Here is a 17,863-nt window from a genome sequence, read left to right as displayed (position 1 = left end):
GACAATGGGAAGGCATGTAATTGACCCTATTACGAGGATCGAAGGACACTTGAGAATTGAAGTCGAGGTAGAGGGTGGAAAGGTAAAGGACGCGTGGAGTTCCGGAACCCTCTTCCGCGGCTTCGAGATTTTCCTGAAAGACCGCGACCCCAGGGACGCATGGATTATAACCCAGCGGGTTTGCGGTGTATGCACGACTGTTCACGCGCTTGCCTCCGTAAAGGCGGTTGAGAACGCGGTCGGCATCCAGATACCTGATAACGCAAGGCTCGTGCGAAATCTCATCATGGGGGCGCAGTATATCCACGACCACCCGGTGCACTTCTATCACCTTCACGCGCTTGACTGGGTAGACGTGGTATCCGCGCTGAGCGCCGACCCGAAAAAGACATCCGAACTTGCGAACTCCATAAACCCGAACGCGCCAAGGAGCGGGCCGGGAGATTTCAAGAATGTGAAGGACAAGCTAAAGAGATTCGTCGATCGCGGACAGCTTGGGCCGTTTACGAACGGCTATTGGGGCCATCCGGCCTACAAGCTTCCGCCGGAAGCGAACCTGATGGCGGTTTCGCACTACCTCGACGCGCTGGCCCTGCAGAGCAGGATTGCGAGGATGCACGCCATCTTCGGCGCGAAGAATCCCCACATCCAGACCTACGCTGTCGGCGGCGTTACATGCGTAAACGATCTCAATCCCGACAGGATCAGCGAGTTCCTTTTCATACTCAAGGAAGCGCAGGATTTCATAAACAACGTCTATCTCCCGGACGTTCTAGCGGTAGCCCCGTTCTATCTTGATTGGGCAGGTATAGGCGGCGGCCTCAAGGACTATATCTCCTACGGGATGTTACCCGGCAAGGGCGGGAAAGAGCCTGATTCTCTCTGGTTTCCGCGCGGCGTGATAAACGGGCGCAACCTGAATACCAAGCCGCTGAACGTGGACAAGATCACGGAGGAGGTAACTCACTCGTGGTTCAAGGGGGAGAAACCTCTCCATCCGAGCGTCGGCGAAACCGATCCCTGGTATACCGGGATAGAGACCGACAAGGCGGACGGAAAGTATTCATGGCTGAAGACGCCGAGGTACGACGATACTCCGGTAGAGGTTGGCCCGCTGGCAAGGATGCTGGTGAACTACGGAGCCGGACACAAATCGACGGTCGATAACGTGGGTGCCGTACTGAAGGCGCTTGGCGTAGGGCCGGAGGTGCTGTTCTCGACGCTTGGCCGGACCGCGGCAAGGGCGATAGAAACGAAAATAATTGCCGACGAAATGGGATTCTGGATAAACGAACTTCTGGCAAACCTCAAGAAAGGGGATTTCGAGACATGCACCTCGTTCGATATGCCGGATACGGCAAGGGGATTCGGCATGACGGAAGCTCCGCGAGGCGCGCTCGGTCACTGGGTTGAGATCGAAAAGAAAAAGATCAAAAACTACCAGTTGATCGTGCCGACCACATGGAACGGCTCGCCGCGAGACGCCAAAGGCCGAAGGTCGGCATTCGAAGAGTCGCTTATCGGTACTCCGATACATGACCCGAAACAACCGGTGGAGATATTAAGAACCATTCATTCGTTCGATCCATGTCTGGCATGTTCGGTTCATGTGATAGACCCGGTAACCAACGAGGTTTACGAAACCAGGGCGGTTTGAAGGAGGAGCCATGTACGGCTACGGAATATCGGGAAAGAAGAAACAGCTTGTCTATACCCGGAACTTCACCAACCGGCTCATACACTGGATAATCTTCTTCTCGGTCATAGTGCTGATGGTTACCGGCTACTACATCGGCGAACCTGTGGCTATCTACGGGATTGGCGAACCGTACAGGCTGTTCCCGATGGCGAACATCCGCCTTATCCATTTCGTTGCGGCGATGTTTCTCGATATCAGCCTTATGGTATGGGTCTATCTCGCGTTTTTCAGCTGGCACCACAAGTACTACAGGGAGCTTGTGCCGAGCATTGAAGTTATCAAGGAGTCATGGGTGGTTTTGAAATGCTATTTCAACTTCAAGAAACCGCCGTTTTATCCCCGCTTCGACCCGCTCGACGGATTGCTCTTCTTTTTCCTGAACGTCATCATGGTCATACAGATGCTCACCGGCTTCCAGCTTTATGTTATGGCTCTCCCTGAAAGCTACTGGTGGGCCAACATCATTCATCTGACAACCGACTGGGTAACGTGGCTCTTCGGCAATTCGCAGAACGTGCGAATCTACCATCATCTCATGCAGTGGATAATGCTGGCCGGGGTTATCGTGCATGTCTATCTGCAGGTGACGAAAACGATCCTCTGGAAGGACGGGCATATCGGGCAGATTGTCGGCGGATATAAATACAGGGATGTGGATTAGGGCGGTTTCATAGAACTTCCTGAGAGTTCTTTTCAATATCCCTCCCTTGGCAAAACAGGGAGGGATTCAGTGGTGGCAGGCATCGCATATTTACAGCGTGATCATCAGGCAAGGGAGATGCAGTGCGAATTTAGCGGTATACTCTCCACGAGGTGAAGCCGATGAGCAAGGACGAAAAGATAATAGTATTGGGGCTTGGAAACATTCTGATGTCGGACGAGGGTGTCGGGGTGAGGGTAGTCGACAGGCTTAAGGAGATGTACACATTCCCCGCCAACGTGGAGGTCTACGACGGCGGCACAACCGGGATGCACGGTCTCCTTCCATTGATGGAAGAGGCCGACCATATGATAGTGATAGACGCGGTGAACGCCCCCGGCGAGGCCGGGGATGTCTATCGATACAACCTGGAAGATTTCAAGCTGACGATACCGAAAAAACTCTCGGCGCACGATATAGGTTTCATCGAGTGCCTCGCTGTCGCTGAGATAAACGAAACTCTTCCTCGATCGGTCACGGTCATTGGGGTAAAGCCGTCTGACATGACAACGATGTCGATGGATCTTACCGAAACGGTGAGCGCCCGCATCGATGATCTAATGGATATGACAGTTGCCGAACTCCGCTCGCTCGGCGCGTCACCGATCCTATCCTGAAAAATATTCTATCCGTCAGAGAGTTTACTCAACCAAAATAACGATATGCTCGTTTTTCCGGTGATCGTCTATTTCAATCAGAGTGCCGCGGATCTCGTCGTTTTCCGTCAGCTTTACTATTTCCGCTATATCGATCCCTTTCTCGTCAAGGAACGACAACGCTTTCTTCGGGATTAGCTTGGACGCGGTGCGGAGTATCCCAAGCGGGATCTTTATGGTTACGTCCGGCTCCGTTTTGGAATCCTTGAATACCTTGACCTTGAAAAACAGCATGGCGGTTTCCTCTTTGTTTGCCCTCATATTATCAGACATGAATACTCGCCGCAATTGCCATCCACCTATGGCAAAATGGACATATAGGCGAAACCGCGTTTTAATGTTATTAATGTTCATATAGGAGTAGCGGGAAATTGCATAAATCGCCGGTTTTGAAATTCGATTTTGTCGTCGTCGGTTCGGGACTTGCCGGCCTTACCTTCGCGCTTGACGCGGCAAAGAAAGGGACGGTTGCTGTCATCACCAAGCGGGCGATCGATGTGGCGACCACCAGTTTCGCGCAGGGTGGTATTGCCGCCGTATGGGCGGACGACGATTCCTTCGCTGTTCACATGCAGGATACGATAACCGCCGGCGCCGGCCTCTGCAGAGAGGACGCCGTGAAGGTGCTCGTCGAAAACGGGCCTGCGTCGATTGAGAGATTGATAGAGCTCGGCGCGAAATTCACCCATATGAAAAAGGATCCTTCCTCCCCGCTCTCTCTCAGGCAGGAGGGGGGGCACTCGCGCCGAAGGATAGTTCATGCCGCCGACCTGACCGGACGTGAAATAGAGCGCGCGCTGATAGAAGCGGTAAAGGCGGAGAAGAACATCACGCTTTTCGAGGATCATACCGCTATCGACCTCGTCCTGAAATCGCGCATTGAAGGGAGTCTCGACGAAAATGAGAGCGTAGTCGGCGTATTCGTGCTCTCGCCGGAATTCGGTCAGGTAAAAACGTTTATCGCTCCGATCACCTACCTGGCGACAGGTGGCGCGGGCAAGGTCTATCTCTACACCTCCAATCCCGATATATCGACCGGCGATGGAATAGCCATGGCCTATCGCGCGGGGGCGAATATCGCGAACATGGAGTTCATGCAGTTCCACCCGACATGCCTCTACCACCCGGAAGCGAAATCGTTTCTCATTTCCGAGGCGGTGCGGGGGGAAGGGGGATTGCTGAGGCTTATGGACGGCTCCACCTTCATGGAGCATTACCACAAACTCGGATGCCTCGCGCCGAGGGATATAGTCGCCAGGGCAATCGATGCAGAGATGAAGAAGCGGGGCTACGACTACATATACCTGGACGTAACCCACCTTGAAGGGTTCCGTGTGCGCGAGGAGTTCCCGAATATTTACCGCACCCTTCTGGAATACGGGATCGACATGACGAAGGAGATGATACCGGTCGTTCCGGCGGCGCATTACATATGCGGGGGGATAGACGTTGACACATGGGGAAGGACGTCGCTTCCGGGCCTTTATGCCGGGGGTGAGAACGCCTGTACCGGGGTGCATGGCGCAAACAGGCTAGCCAGCAACTCCCTTCTCGAAGCGCTTGTCTTTTCGCACAGGGCGGCGCAGAAGGCGCTTGAGGAGTGGAAACCTGCCGAGATATCGATAAAAAATCCGTGGACGACAGGCAACGCGGTAAATTCCGACGAACAGATAGTCATCGCGCAGAACTGGGACGAAATACGTCGTCTCATGTGGAGCTATGTGGCGATACACCGCTCCAACAAACGGCTTGAGAGGGCCAAGAGGAGAATGGAGCTTCTCCACGAGGAGATAAGGGAGTATTACCACGACTTCATCGTCATCGCCGATCTGGTGGAGCTTCGCAACATCGCGACGTGCGCAAGCCTTATAATAGAATCCGCCATGAAGAGGCGGGAGAGCCGGGGGCTTCACTCCAACATGGATTATCCGGATAAGCTGCCGGGCAAGCCGCTTGAAACGACCATCTGCAGAAAAGAGGAGCTTGAAAGGCGGTGGAGGAAGTCGGCGGTTGTCTTTTAAAAAAATATAATTCACCAGTAAATTTCAAGGAGGTGTAGCAATGGGAACAGTAAAGGCGGACGTAACGCTCGATTTCAAAGGGATGACCTGCCCCCATCCGATAGTTGAGGCGAAAAAGATCCTCGACAGGATGGAAGCAGGAAAGGTGATGCTGCTTATTTCGAACTGCCAGGCTACGAAGGACGACGTAATCAGCTGGACGAAACGGACGGGGAACGAGCTGTTGAAACAGGATGCAAAAGGGGACGTTCACAACTTCTACATAAAAAAGGGGTAGGCCGCGGTTTGCCCGTTGGCATTACTGCCGCCATTGGGCGAGCCTCTTTAGCCGAGTTTTAAAAGGAGCCGCTTTAGAACGTCTTTATCCCTTTCATGCGGGGTGATGACGAGGTATTCTCCCGACGCGCCCCGCCGAACAAAGCGGTAGCGGGTGATGTCGCCATTATCCAGATATTCAATGCCGAGAATCCATTCGACGAGCTTAAGCCAGCCGGGCGGATCCGCAAGTCCCGAGTACCCTGCGACACTGTACGAGGGGGAGAGATATTTTGCCGGGACTATCAGGCACCCGGCTTCGGCGGAGAGGAGAGTGCGGTCCGGTCTGCCGAACCGGTAGATGCTCAGCAGAGGGGCTTCTATCTCGTCGGCATTTTTTTTGTCGAAGTAGTAGGAGAGGTTCTGCACAGCACCGTATCCCGCGATCACGGCGCATTCGTTTCTGGAGAGATCGTTTATAGCTTCAGCTTCGCGGTAGAGTTCCCCTCTGTCGCCGGATCGGGGGAGAATCGTCGTTGTGAAGTTCACTACGCCGATTGCGACAGTTGCGGCTATCAAAAGATATTGCGTACGTCTGGTCGACTCGGCGTCGAGAAATGTTTCGCAAACCGATTTTAATACGGTACCGGCTAGGAGCAGGAGAGGGAAGATCGTCGAGATGAAAAGCTCTTCCTCGCCAGGGAGCCACCAGAGGTTGAAGAGGTAGTATGTAAAGAGCCATACAACCGGAAAAGAAATCTGGTTCTGCGATATCTTTCCGAGTTTCAGAAAATAAACTGCGAGGCCGGAAAGCGTCAGCATGAAAAGCGAGAAGAGCCCGACAGCGGCGTATCTGAAAATGGAGGTTCCTTCAGGGATATGGATAAGATCCCTGAGCTGACTGTCCACCAGTCTCCCTGCGCCAAGGATGCTGAAATTTGCGCTGGTCCCCCACTCGGGATTCGGGTGGCTGGCGTAGGGGATGCAGAAGCTCACAAAGCGGGCGAGCGAAAATCCTCCGCCTGAAGAGAGAAATACGCCAAGGTAAAAAAGGAGGACTAGCATTCCTGCCGGAAGAACGATCGAAAGAAAGGCTTTCAACCGCTCCATCCCGCTTTCTCCGCTCATAAGGAAAAAGAGAGGAATGCAGAAGAGGACATTCGATTGATGGTAGAGAACTGCGAGAGAGAGCAGAAATATGGCAACAATTTTCCGGGAAGCATCCATTTTATGCCCCTCTCCGGCAAGGAGGGGGGTCAGGAGGATAAGAGGGGCTGTTGCCGGTACATACACCTCCGCCTGTGTGGAAAAGAGCCAGAAACCGTTTGAGACGGCGAGGAGTGAAGAGACCATACCGGCTGTGAAAGTAGCTCCGGTAAACCTGTAAACGGCCAAATATCCCCCGCCTATGGCAAGCGAGGCCCATAGGATATTGTGGATCTGGGCCGCGAGAATCACGTTACAGGAAGTACAAAATGCTGAAATCATGAGGTATACGCCCTTTACGGCAGGGGCGAACAGAATGTGGTGGGGGTGGAACATCCCTTCGCCCGATCGCACAGCGGTTGCGTAGGATAGCGAGTCGGGGGTCTGTTCCAGGGATCGGAAAATGAAGAGGAGTGCGATGGTGACAAAAGAGAATATCATCGCTCTTTTTGCCGAATTTTCCGAAATTTTCAACCCTCTTTAACCCCGGTTAGTCTATAGTTCCCTGATTATCCCATGCCGGAGCATTGTTTGGGAGGGGGAAAAAGGGAATTATCAATTTCATGCATGCCCGATTTTAGCGTAAAATATCGAGCAATGGAGAAACGTGGCGGATTGCGAAAAGACAATCTTGCAAAAGAAGTTGGAGGCGTGTTCCTTATCGCCTTTACATTGCTGATGGTGGTGAGCCTCGTATCGTACAGTCAGGACGATATTGCAAGGCACGCGGGCGAAAACGGGAACGGAGCACTTCAAAACCTTGCCGGGATCACAGGGGCATACCTTTCAGTTTTCATGATCCACGCCTTTGGCGGCGCGTCGATCGCCATCCCGGTAATATCGCTTGCGCTGGGGATGCTCCTTTTCAGGGAAAACTCCAAGAAACACGCCGCGGCGCTGGTGGTTGGAGGAGCGCTTTTCATAATTTCCTCGTGCATACTCCTTTTCGTTATCTGGACGCACGATCCACGCTATCCCCATCTCCCTGGCGGGGGCTTCATGGGGAAAATACTGGCAGAGCAGATCCTCGTTAAGGTGCTCGCCAGGCCCGGCGCCGGAATATTCGGAGCAACGCTCTTCTTCCTCTCAATACTCATTGCCACCAGGCTTAGCGTTTGGGAATTCTGGGAGCTGTTGAAAGAGGTCTCCACGAGGGGGTGGGTGCTCCTTGAAGCGGGTATCAGGAAATTCTCAACCAGGGTGATGGAAGGGGAAATTTCAATCTCCGAAAAGATGGCGGAAAAAACAATGTACGACGAAGCGCCGATAATCTCCGCACCGATCTCGGAGCCTGCTCAGCCTAAAATCATTAAAAAGGAATCGGCAAAACAGTCGCCTGTCGATCATGAGTTCATGCCGGAACAGACGAACCTCCCGCTAGTCGAGGACGGGGTCTACTCGCTCCCTCCGATATCCATCCTAAACAAGGCTCCGCAAATAAACAGGGAAAAGAGCGACAAGGAGCTTTTGGCCAACTCGCAGATACTTACGAAGAAACTTGCCGATTTCGGCATCGAGGGGCGCGTAACGATGGTGCTTCCCGGCCCGGTGATAACTCTTTATGAATTTGAACCGGCGGCGGGGGTGAAAGTAAGCAGGATAGTGAACCTCGCCGACGACCTTGCCATGGGGCTTCGTGCCGTATCGGTTCGAATACTTGCCCCTGTGCCGGGGAAAGCGGTTGTGGGGATAGAGGTTCCAAACCTGAAGGTAGAGCTTGGCGGTATCCGGGAGATACTCGAATCGTCCGAGTTCCGGGAATCGGAATCGAAATTGACGATGGTGCTTGGAAAAGACACCTCCGGCCTCCCTGTTGTGACAGATCTTGCTTCGATACCGCATCTGTTGATCGCGGGGGCAACAGGCTCCGGCAAGTCCGTTGGGCTAAACGCTATGATCATGTCCATCCTGTATAAAGCGACCCCGGCCGAAGTGAATTTTATAATGATCGATCCGAAGATGCTGGAACTCTCCGTGTACGACGGCATACCCCACCTCATTTCCCCCGTTGTCACAAACCCAAAGAAGGCGGCGAACGCGCTTAAATGGGCTGTTGAGGAGATGGAGAGGAGGTACCAGCTCCTTGCGGGCGTCGGCTTCAGGAACATAGGTTCGTATAACAGTTGGGTAAGGGAGTTCCTCAAGGAGCAGGCGGCATCGGGGAAGAAGAAGGAGAAAAAGGCGAAGACATTTGAAGTCGATTCCAATGGGCCGGTAGAGGAAGTGGAAGATGAGATAAAGCCGCTACCATACGTCGTTGTAGTAATAGACGAGCTTGCGGATCTTATGATGGTCGCCTCGAAAGAGGTGGAGGACTCGCTTGCGAGACTGGCGCAGATGGCGCGCGCGAGCGGAATTCATCTCCTCGTTGCCACGCAGAGGCCTTCGGTCGACGTGCTCACAGGTCTGATAAAAGCGAATTTCCCGGCCCGCATGTCGTACCAGGTGACGTCGAGGATAGACAGCAGGACGATCCTCGATTCCATAGGGGCGGAAAAACTCCTCGGCAAGGGGGATATGCTTTTCCTTCCGCCGGGAACGTCCCGGCTCAGGAGGATACATGGACCGCTTGTTACAGACGATGAGATAAACGAAACGGTGAACTTCCTTAAAAAGCAGGGGAAGCCGAGATATAACGAAGATATATTGAAAAGCCACGCAAAAACCGATGAGGTAGCGATAAATGGCGGAGAAGAGGACGATGACGACGAATATTTCGAGCAGGCTGTCGAGCTTGTCGCGCAGTCGAGGGTGGCAAGCATAAGCATGATACAAAGAAGGCTTAGGATAGGCTATAACAGGGCGGCAAGGATAATCGAAACGATGGAAGCAAAGGGGATGGTTGGGCCGGCCGACGGGGCGAAGCCGAGACAGGTTCTTATCCCGTCGATAACTGACCATGAAGATGCATGAGGAGAGGTGCGGCGCGCGGCGCAGCAGGATAGCAGTCGGGTAATGGGAAAAAAGGAGCTGACAAAAAATTCCATAATCGTCTTTGCGACGACCTTTATAAGCAGCGCCTCCACCTTTATTTTTCAGATAATGATGGGGCGCTCGATGGATATGGACAGCTTCGGCTGGTTCAACGTTCTTATTTCGATACAGCTCATATTCTCAGTCTTTACCGGCGCGCTCATACTGCTGTTCACCCATCACGCCGCGATGTTCTGGACGCTTGAGGAGAAGGGGAAACTGCACGGCCTCTACACAAGCGCGTGGCGCATCGTGGCTGTTATCGCGGTTGCGTCCACCTGCGTGGTTCCTCTCTCCTCCCCGTTATGGATGGAAACACTCAGGATAGAATCGATACTCTCGGTAATCCTTGCCTCGCTGTTGATAGCTTCCTATTTTCTCCAGGCCGTGCCGCTCGCCTTTGTGCGCGGGATGCAAAAATTCCATTTTTTCTTTTACGGCCTCGGGGGGTCGGGCATCTTCAAGGTGCTTCTCGGCGCGCTGTTCATATATATGGGGATTACGGTGGAAAAGGCGCTTTTTGCTCTCATACTTTCTGTGGTTCTATCAATTGTATTGATACACAGACTGATAATTCCCCTGTTTATCGGCATTCCGGCAAAAGGGGTGGATGTTTCCAGGGAAGAGATGACGTCATACGGGACGAGGGCAGTAGCGGCGATTTTTTTTCCGATGTTCTTTATAAATGTCGACATGATACTGGTGCGTTCACTTTTCGAGCCTGAAATTTCCGGGCACTACGCCGCCTTCGGAGTCTTTGGGAAACTCATTTTTCTAGGAGGGCAGATCGTGGCCGTAGCGCTATTTCCGGCCACGGTGTCGGGCGATACAGCAAAGATCCCCATCGGCAATGACCTTATAGGACGGGCGATAGTGCTGGTTCTTCTTGGCGGGGGTACCGCGGTCGCTCTCTCTGTCGCTTTCCCGGAAAGAATTCTTTACATGCTCTTCAAGATAGACGATCCTTCGACAGCGGCACTCCTTCCGTATTACTGCGGATTCATTCTCGCCGTATCGGTGCTCCTTATAGAGGCGAATCATCGCCTGGCAAGGAAGCAGTACGGATTTCTTCGTGTTGCGATTATTGCCTCCCTTTTGCAGGTAGCGGGGATCATCCATTTCTCCGGTTCGCTCGAGAACCTTTTAAAGTTCCAGCTTGCGCTCTTTACGGCAACAGCCGGAGTGAGGGTATTTTCCCTGTTGCTCGATTCCCGCGAGGGATTGCCGGTTGTCCGGGAGAACGAAGGCGGCTGACAAGGTGCATATCGATATCAAACATGCAGAAGAGATATTAGCTTCCATACAGAGGTACGATTACCGTTCATGGGATCATTATGATTTTTGGGGTTCATCAGCAGGGGTATATCTAAGGAAAAACAGGAATCTCCTTACCATGCCGGTTATCGGCGCGGCGTATATTCTCGACGTACTCCTCCCGAAGATATTCCGTTCAAATATAAAACAGGATATCTCGATGGAAACCCTACCGTCGCTGATGAAAGCGATGTTGATCTACAAAGAGATAACCGGGGACGAAAGGTTTGAAGCCGACAGGGCGAGACTGTTAAGTGAAATGGTTTCAAGGCTTGGGCGCTCCACGAACGGGAGGGGCATCGGGCATCAGTTCGATTGGTACACCACCCGGTTATTAAAGGCGTATACCCCCTGCGTGACCCTCTCATGGTATCTCGTAGATTATATTTTTTACGCCTCTCTTTCGGAACTACCCGAATACAGGGATATACTTCGCGACATTGGGGAGTTTGTGTTCAGTGACCTTGGGAGAAAGGATATGGAGGACGGCACCAGCAAGATAGGGTACACGGAGTTTGACAAGAGGTATGTGGTGAACGCGAATTCATACGGTTCGCTGATACTCCTTATGACCGGGAAACTTTTTAACCGGAAAGATCATCTTGAGCTTGCCGGGAGGTTGAACCGGTTTGTTCTGGCACAGCAGAACGACGACGGCGGGTGGCTCTACTTCGAAAAAGGGAGTGTGCCTGACGAAGAGAACTTCATAGACTGTTTCCATACGGCATTCGTGATAGAGAACCTCATGGCGTACTCCGCGGAGAACGACGACGCGGATACGCACCGGGCGTTCCAGAAGGGACTCGATTATTTCATAAGAACATTTGTCCGGGATGACGGAAGCGTTAAACCGTTTGCGAAGAGCCATCTTCCTCTTGAGCCGGTAATAGACACAAGGAGCGCCGCCGAGGCGGCCAATCTTCTTTCTCTCGCTGGTATAAGGAACGCGGAGTTATTGCCGGTTGCCGAAAAGATCCTCGGCAGGTTGAAAGAGACGATGTTTTGCGAATCGGGGGGGTACTACTACCACAGGCGATACTCTTTCGCCCTTTCGAGGATGAATTACATCCGTTGGGGGAGCGCCCCCGTGGTTGCCGCGCTGGTGAATCTTTCCCATGCAAAGCTGAAACGGAAAGGGGGATGAGCCGATGTGCGGAATTGCAGGCTGGATAAATCACGATGGCTCGCCGGTCAATATTGAAAAACTGGGGAAGATGGGGGATGTATTGGCGCATCGAGGTCCCGATGCAAGCGGCAACTGGAGCGAAGGGGGAACAGGATTCGCGCACAAAAGGCTTTCCATTATAGATATCGAGGGGGGCGCACAGCCGATGCTCTCCGCATCTGGACGATACGCTATCACCTATAACGGTGAGCTTTACAATTTCCGGGAGCTACGGGAAAAATACCTAAAGGATTATCCGTTCTCCACTTCCTCCGATACGGAGGTGATACTTGCCTCGTATGAAAGATGGGGGGAGAGCTGTGTAACCCGTTTCAACGGGATATTCGCCTTTGCGATATGGGACAGGGAGGAGAGGCGGCTTTTCTGCGCGCGGGATCATTACGGGGTAAAGCCGTTCTATTACACCGGCAACGGAAAGAGGCTCCTCTTCGCATCCGAGATAAAATCTCTCCTCGCAGCCGACCCGTCGCTGGCGGAGATGAACATTGATGCGCTCAACAGGGCGCTCATATACAGGTATTCACCTTCGCCTGATACTCTTTTCAATGATGTGGAGAAGCTGAGGCCGGGGCATTTCCTTATCTGTGATAAAGGTAAAGTTTCCATAGAGCGATATTTCTACCGGGAAATGAGCAACGGCAAGAGTGACCCGCGGGAGTATGAGGAGCGGGCTTCCCAAAAGCTTGACGATGCCGTACGGAGGCAGTTGATAGCCGATGTTCCGGTGGGGGCGCTGTTAAGCGGCGGGGTAGATTCCACGCTCCTTACTACGCTGGCTTCGAGGCATTACGGCAGTTCCCTTACCGCTTTTACCGTCGGCTTCAAGGGGGGGGGCGGAACGGATGAGCGGAAACTGGCGGAATCGACGGCGAAACGTCTTGGCATTCGGCATGAAAAACTTGAGATAGACGCTGGCGATTTTTTCAGCGCATTTGAAAAGACCGTTTATCACCTTGAAGAGCCGATAGCCACAACCTCGGCCCTCCCTCTTTTCCTGCTCTGTGGGGAAATAGGGAAGAGCCATAAGGTTGTGCTTTCGGGGCAGGGGGTTGACGAACTGTTCGGCGGGTACTTCCGCCACCTTGCCGAGAAGCTTTCGAGCGGGGTGAGGCCGGTATTTGCATCGGGGATAATTTCAAAACTCCTCTCTGCGGGAGCGGGGAGCGGCAAGCTCGGCAGGGCTTTCTACTCTCTTGGCGAGAAGGACGATCTGAAAAGATTCATGAAGATATTCTCCCTTTTCAACATGGAAGCGCGGGCAGGCTTGATGCGTAGCGTTCCAGAGGAAGACATCTCACCGCTGAGATACTACCTGGGCGATCTAAAGGATATGGATTCGCTAAACAGAATGCTTTACCTTGAGCTTCGCACCTCACTTGCAGATGACCTCCTCTTCTATACCGACAAGGTATCTATGGCGCACTCCGTGGAGGTGCGCGTGCCGTTTCTCGACCGGGATTTTGCATCCTATGTTGAATCCCTCTCCTCCGACCATAAGATCCGGGGGTGGAAAAGGAAGCATCTGTTCAGACAGATAGCAAAAAGGCATATCCCCCATGAAGTGCTGAACCGAAAGAAACTCGGCTTTGAAACTCCGTTCGACGAATGGCTGAGGAAGGATCTCTTTTCGCTTGTCCGGGAAACCGTTTGTGACCCCTCCTCGTTCTCCTCGCAGATATTCAGGGACGGAGCTGTCGAATCAATGTTGAACCTGCACGCGGAAGGGAAGGGGAATTTTTCAAAACAGCTCTTTATGATACTTTCGCTTGAGATATGGTCGAAAAAGTTTGGCGTAAAGGCCGGGTGAGAGGATGAACAACGAAAGCGGAATAACGATTTTCGGAGTACCGGTTGATCCGTTGTCGATGGATGATGCGCTGAAAGAGGTGGATGACGCGGTTAAGAGCAGACGCAACCTTAATATAGCTTTTCTGAACGCGGGGAAGCTTGTTGCGATGGAGAATGACTCGTTGCTTCGCGAATCGGTTCTGTCAGCGGACCTGAGGCTTGCCGACGGACAGTCGGTAGTATGGGGGTGCAGGTTCCTTGGGCATAAGCTCCCCGGAAGGGTGGCAGGCGTGGACCTGATGATGAACATGATGAAAGCAGGAGCAGGGAAAGGGTACCGCTTTTTTCTTTTCGGGGCGAGGCAGGAGGTTATCGAAAAGAGCGTCGAGGAAGCCAAAAGAAAATTCGGCGGGATCAATATCGCGGGTTTCCGAAACGGGTATTTTAGCGAAGCGGAAGAAGAGGGGATTGCCGACGAGATAAGGGATTCCGGCGCCGATATACTGTTCGTCGCAATGAGTTCTCCGAAGAAGGAGATTTTCCAGAAGAAGTACCAGGAAAGAATGGGTGTCCCGGTCATAATGGGGGTAGGAGGGAGTTTCGACATCCTGGCTGGGAAGACGAAGCGCGCTCCGATGTTCCTGCAAAGGCTCGGGCTTGAATGGTTTTACAGGTTCCTTCAGGAGCCGGGGAGAATGTGGAAACGTTACCTTGCTGGGAATACCCTGTTCATCCTTATGGTGCTCCGTTGCCGTCTCGGTATCTGCAACTGTTGCAAGAGATAGCCCCCTTCTTCCCTTTCTACTGATCCCACTCTCAAAGTTTAAAGGTTTATTGGTTGCGGCCGATAAATCCTTATATCGGAGGGCTTGTGGATAACTTCCGTAACATATTGGAAAAGAAGGGATGTTTTTGGAATTTCGGGTGTAAATGTTATAATTGAACTTAGAGAGTTGAATATGAAATGTATTTCATGTATCCTCTCGCCCTTGATGGCCTAAATAGTAGTGGATTTTGACAGATTGTCGCAAAAACTGAATATCTGAGGAGCAAAATGGTCGAATCAAAAGAAAACCAGACGAGATGTAATCATTGTGGCGGTATCCTGACTGTTTCAGCCGAGGAGAGCACGACATGTCTCATGTGCGGTCGTTCTTCAGGTCATAAATGCGACATGTGCTTTTCCATTCATGAAAAAAAACCGGTAGCAGAGAAAAAGCCCGCAAAGAAAAGGGCAAGAAAAAGGGTAGGAGCCTCCAAATAGGATCCTTCCGCAAATAAGCAGATATCTCCGGCATCCCCCGGCATATTGAATGTTGAGATGAAGCTTTATTGAGGAGAGAGACCGGCTTATGTACGGCTTTCACGCCTCTTATCGATCATCGAAACTGAGGCCCAGATCAATTCGTTGTATGGGACTGGCACTCCAATGCGCATCCCTTCACGAACGATCTTGCCGTTGATGAACTCAATCTCTGTCTTTCTGTCCGCCCGTACATCCTGCAGCATGGAAGGTATGACATCGTCCATCTTTTCCGATACCGAGATGTGGCGATCGATGGAGTTTTGCCGAATATCAATGCCTGACTTTTGAGCCACGTCGACAACCTCCCGCATGAGGCTTATGACAATATTCCTTGTCGGTTCAAAGGAGAGTATCTTCCCGACGGAAGCTCCGGTAATGGCGGCCAAACCGTTAAAGCCGGCATTCCAGACAAGTTTTTCCCATTTTGCATTCTGGATTTTTGATGAGATCCTGCACTCTACCCCCGCATCTTCGAATACCTTTCTTATGCGCTCGGCTCTTTCACTATTTTTCCCGTTCAGCTCTCCAATAGTTACCGACCCTGAAGCGGTATGCCTTATCCTCCCCGGTTCATAGAGGTTTGAGCCGATGAAAGCTATGCCCTCCATTATTTTATCTTCGGCAACGGCTTCTTTCAGCATATCAACGCTGTCGACCCCGTTTTGCAGGCTTATTACGACAGTATCTTTCCCCGTCTGCTCCTTTATTTGCGGGAGGATGGCACGCGTGTCGCCGACTTTCACGCAAACAAGTATCAGGTCGAGATCTTCAATTGGATCGAACCGTTCGCTAGCCATGGTTTGAATATCGAAATTACCGCCGATGCTTTCAATATGGAGGCCGCTTGTGCGCAAAGCCTCCAGCTGTCTCCCCCGGGCGCTGAAATAAAGGGTATTTCCTCCTTTGGCCAGTTTTGCCCCAAAATAGCCTCCGACCGCACCAGACCCCAAAATAAGGATTTTCATCTAATAAAACTATAATATAAATAGTCAGTTATGACGATTAGTTAATTGGCGTAGAATGACTATTGAAGATGTAGGAGAGATATCCAGATTGAAACAACCTGATGGGGATGAGTGACTTTGGCAGACAAAGTGGAATCAGAAAGGAAAAAGAGAGGGGTATCCGGGAAGATAACCAAATCTACCCGTATTCTCATCGTTTCCGAAGATAACGAATTCAACGACTCATCCTCTGCTTTCCTGTCTAAATTTGGGTATACCGTCGGAGTCGCTGGGGATATCGAAACAGTTAAGGCGTGCTTTAAGGAAGGGGCGCCGTCGATAAATATCCTGCTGGTTGATCTTTATATTTCCTTTGATGATCCACTTGAGGTTATGTCCTATGTCCGGAGGGAGATGCCGGGAGTTGAAATAGTCGCCGTTTGCTATCCGGACGATACCGGAAAAATAATGGAGAGTCAGGTAAAGGGGAAAGTAAACGGAATACTTCCCAAATCGGCCGGTATACCTGAAATGTTTGAGGATATGATCGGGGCGCTGGCGTCTAAAACATTCTCGGGAACCGATGAATCGGCCCGTCTCCGTGAACTTGAAAGCGCGATGGAGGTCGCGCATGTTCTATCTGCGCCATCTCTTGATTTACAGCAGAAGCTCGATATCTGTCTCGGTATAGTTCTAAAGCATTTTGAGGCTGGAAGGGGATCAATACTCATAGTTGACGAGAAGGCGGATGAACTCGAAATAGTCGCAAACTCCAGAAGGGAACTGGTCGGCGTAAGGGTTCCGCTGAACGATATCTCGGTAGTCTCTTGGGTCGCTAGAAATAAAAGGCCGTTAAACGTCGGCGACCTCTCGAATGTTGAGGAATTTGATTTTCAGAAGTCATCGGAATATAAAAGGGACCCTTTCCTCTCTTTTCCAATAATCAGCGAGGACAAACTGCTCGGAGTGTTCAATATAACTGACAAGGAATCGGGGTTATTTAAAAGGGAAGACGAAGTAGCGCTTGGGAGTTTTCTTGACAGAATAGCGGTGACCATGGATAACGCGCTATTGGTGGATAGCGTTCGCTTGGAGCGTGAGAAGCTTCGGATCGCTAATAAGGAACTTAAGAAGCTGGAAGAGCTTAAAAACAATCTTGTAAGCATGCTGGTGCATGATCTAAAGGGCCCTATCGGTGAGGTAATGGCAAACCTGAGCCTCCTAGAAGAGGCTGAACTTAAGGACTTTGAAAAGGACACTCTTCTTATAGCCAGGGCCGGGATCGACAATCTGCAGGGAATGGTCATGGATATCCTGGACGTAAACAGGATGGAAGAAGGGAAGTTCCACCTTAATTACAGCAGTATCGATATGCGGGATATTGCGAAAAAGAAGATAGAAATGATGGATGGCCTGATGAAGATGGATAACAAGCGAATTGTTATGCAGGAAACCGGCTCCAATTTTATAGCAAAGTTGGATGCTTCCATTATTTCAAGGGTTCTGGCAAATCTGGTTACCAACGCCAATAATTACACTCCTGACGGTGGAAAGATCACAATTCGTGTCGAGGATATCGGCCCAAATAAAATACGGGTCGGGGTGCAGGATGAAGGGCCGGGCGTCCCCGAGGAGTTCAAGGAGATAATATTCATGAAATTCGGACAGGTGAAGGGTGACCAGAGAAGAAGCAAGTACAGTACAGGTCTTGGCCTAACATTCTGTAAAATGGCGATGGATGCCCATGGTGGGGAAATATGGGTTGAGGACGCCCCTGAAATCGGTTCCATCTTCTATTTCACGTTGAATCGGTAG

General features: G+C 51.6%; 14 protein-coding genes. 11 read left to right on the top strand and 3 right to left on the bottom strand.

The genetic code is table 11. The annotated features are described in order from the left end of the window. Positions 1 to 4: 4 nt before the first annotated feature. From OEY64_04245 to OEY64_04235, 3 genes are all read left to right on the top strand, one after another. Entirely contained in the window at positions 5 to 1,657 is a 1,653-nt protein-coding gene (locus OEY64_04245; GenBank protein ID MDH5542158.1) for a nickel-dependent hydrogenase large subunit, read from the top strand. Positions 1,658 to 1,667: 10 nt separating this feature from the next. Next, entirely contained in the window at positions 1,668 to 2,360 is a 693-nt protein-coding gene (cybH, locus tag OEY64_04240; protein ID MDH5542157.1) for a Ni/Fe-hydrogenase, b-type cytochrome subunit, read from the top strand. A gap of 161 nt (positions 2,361 to 2,521) precedes the next feature. Beyond that, on the top strand, positions 2,522 to 3,016 hold the full coding sequence (locus OEY64_04235) for a HyaD/HybD family hydrogenase maturation endopeptidase (protein ID MDH5542156.1): 495 nt from the start codon (positions 2,522 to 2,524) through the stop codon (positions 3,014 to 3,016). A gap of 24 nt (positions 3,017 to 3,040) precedes the next feature. Here the strand turns inward: OEY64_04235 and OEY64_04230 are convergent, their stop codons facing one another. Further along, positions 3,041 to 3,328 carry a hypothetical protein gene (locus tag OEY64_04230; GenBank protein ID MDH5542155.1) on the bottom strand — a complete coding sequence of 96 codons (288 nt, stop codon included), beginning with the start codon at positions 3,326 to 3,328 and terminating at the stop codon, positions 3,041 to 3,043. Positions 3,329 to 3,426: 98 nt separating this feature from the next. On the opposite strand from OEY64_04230, the gene nadB reads away from it, so the two are divergent. Next, positions 3,427 to 5,076: an L-aspartate oxidase gene (nadB, locus tag OEY64_04225; GenBank protein MDH5542154.1), complete on the top strand. Its 1,650-nt coding sequence runs from the start codon at positions 3,427 to 3,429 to the stop codon at positions 5,074 to 5,076. A 40-nt stretch (positions 5,077 to 5,116) separates the two neighbouring features. Next, positions 5,117 to 5,353, top strand: a complete 237-nt coding sequence (locus OEY64_04220) for a sulfurtransferase TusA family protein (GenBank protein ID MDH5542153.1) — start codon at positions 5,117 to 5,119, stop codon at positions 5,351 to 5,353. A gap of 47 nt (positions 5,354 to 5,400) precedes the next feature. Here OEY64_04220 and OEY64_04215 read toward each other — a convergent pair whose 3' ends face one another. Then, positions 5,401 to 7,011: a hypothetical protein gene (locus tag OEY64_04215; GenBank protein MDH5542152.1), complete on the bottom strand. Its 1,611-nt coding sequence runs from the start codon at positions 7,009 to 7,011 to the stop codon at positions 5,401 to 5,403. Positions 7,012 to 7,104: 93 nt separating this feature from the next. Here OEY64_04215 and OEY64_04210 point away from each other — a divergent pair, with 93 nt between their 5' ends. Genes OEY64_04210 through OEY64_04190 form a run of 5 tightly spaced genes read left to right on the top strand, consistent with a single transcriptional unit; the run spans position 7,105 to position 14,583 of the window. Continuing rightward, a complete protein-coding gene (locus tag OEY64_04210) occupies positions 7,105 to 9,450 on the top strand; it encodes a DNA translocase FtsK 4TM domain-containing protein (protein ID MDH5542151.1) in 2,346 nt (781 codons plus the stop codon). 42 nt (positions 9,451 to 9,492) lie between these two features. Beyond that, the gene (locus tag OEY64_04205; GenBank protein MDH5542150.1) at positions 9,493 to 10,764 is read left to right on the top strand and encodes a hypothetical protein; all 1,272 of its coding nucleotides are present in this window, start codon (positions 9,493 to 9,495) and stop codon (positions 10,762 to 10,764) included. Next, a complete protein-coding gene (locus tag OEY64_04200) occupies positions 10,739 to 11,968 on the top strand; it encodes a hypothetical protein (GenBank protein MDH5542149.1) in 1,230 nt (409 codons plus the stop codon). Before OEY64_04205 ends, OEY64_04200 begins: the two co-directional genes overlap by 26 nt. A gap of 4 nt (positions 11,969 to 11,972) precedes the next feature. Then, positions 11,973 to 13,817: an asparagine synthase (glutamine-hydrolyzing) gene (asnB, locus tag OEY64_04195; protein ID MDH5542148.1), complete on the top strand. Its 1,845-nt coding sequence runs from the start codon at positions 11,973 to 11,975 to the stop codon at positions 13,815 to 13,817. Positions 13,818 to 13,821: 4 nt separating this feature from the next. After that, positions 13,822 to 14,583 carry a WecB/TagA/CpsF family glycosyltransferase gene (locus OEY64_04190; protein MDH5542147.1) on the top strand — a complete coding sequence of 254 codons (762 nt, stop codon included), beginning with the start codon at positions 13,822 to 13,824 and terminating at the stop codon, positions 14,581 to 14,583. 565 nt (positions 14,584 to 15,148) lie between these two features. On the opposite strand, the gene OEY64_04185 is transcribed toward OEY64_04190, so the two are convergent. Further along, on the bottom strand, positions 15,149 to 16,069 hold the full coding sequence (locus OEY64_04185) for a 2-dehydropantoate 2-reductase (protein ID MDH5542146.1): 921 nt from the start codon (positions 16,067 to 16,069) through the stop codon (positions 15,149 to 15,151). A 117-nt stretch (positions 16,070 to 16,186) separates the two neighbouring features. On the opposite strand from OEY64_04185, the gene OEY64_04180 reads away from it, so the two are divergent. Then, positions 16,187 to 17,863, top strand: coding sequence for an ATP-binding protein (locus OEY64_04180; GenBank protein ID MDH5542145.1), 1,677 nt, complete (start codon positions 16,187 to 16,189; stop codon positions 17,861 to 17,863).

It is taken from the genome of Nitrospinota bacterium (genome assembly GCA_029881495.1).
In the GTDB taxonomy this organism is placed as follows: Bacteria; Nitrospinota_A; UBA7883; order JACRGQ01; family JACRGQ01; genus JAOUMJ01.
The sequence above is the reverse complement of the archived record's forward strand: the minus strand, read 5'-3'. Positions and strand labels throughout refer to the sequence as shown.

Excerpts from the sequence above, each read along its gene's own strand:
- OEY64_04235 (MDH5542156.1), top strand. The coding sequence starts at position 2,522 with ATGAGCAAGGACGAAAAGATAATAGTATTGGGGCTTGGAAACATTCTG.
- OEY64_04230 (MDH5542155.1), bottom strand. The coding sequence starts at position 3,328 with ATGTCTGATAATATGAGGGCAAACAAAGAGGAAACCGCCATGCTGTTT.
- OEY64_04205 (MDH5542150.1), top strand. The coding sequence starts at position 9,493 with ATGGGAAAAAAGGAGCTGACAAAAAATTCCATAATCGTCTTTGCGACG.
- OEY64_04185 (MDH5542146.1), bottom strand. The coding sequence starts at position 16,069 with ATGAAAATCCTTATTTTGGGGTCTGGTGCGGTCGGAGGCTATTTTGGG.
- OEY64_04245 (MDH5542158.1), top strand. The coding sequence starts at position 5 with ATGGGAAGGCATGTAATTGACCCTATTACGAGGATCGAAGGACACTTG.
- OEY64_04220 (MDH5542153.1), top strand. The coding sequence starts at position 5,117 with ATGGGAACAGTAAAGGCGGACGTAACGCTCGATTTCAAAGGGATGACC.
- OEY64_04210 (MDH5542151.1), top strand. The coding sequence starts at position 7,105 with ATGCCCGATTTTAGCGTAAAATATCGAGCAATGGAGAAACGTGGCGGA.
- asnB (MDH5542148.1), top strand. The coding sequence starts at position 11,973 with ATGTGCGGAATTGCAGGCTGGATAAATCACGATGGCTCGCCGGTCAAT.
- cybH (MDH5542157.1), top strand. The coding sequence starts at position 1,668 with ATGTACGGCTACGGAATATCGGGAAAGAAGAAACAGCTTGTCTATACC.
- OEY64_04190 (MDH5542147.1), top strand. The coding sequence starts at position 13,822 with ATGAACAACGAAAGCGGAATAACGATTTTCGGAGTACCGGTTGATCCG.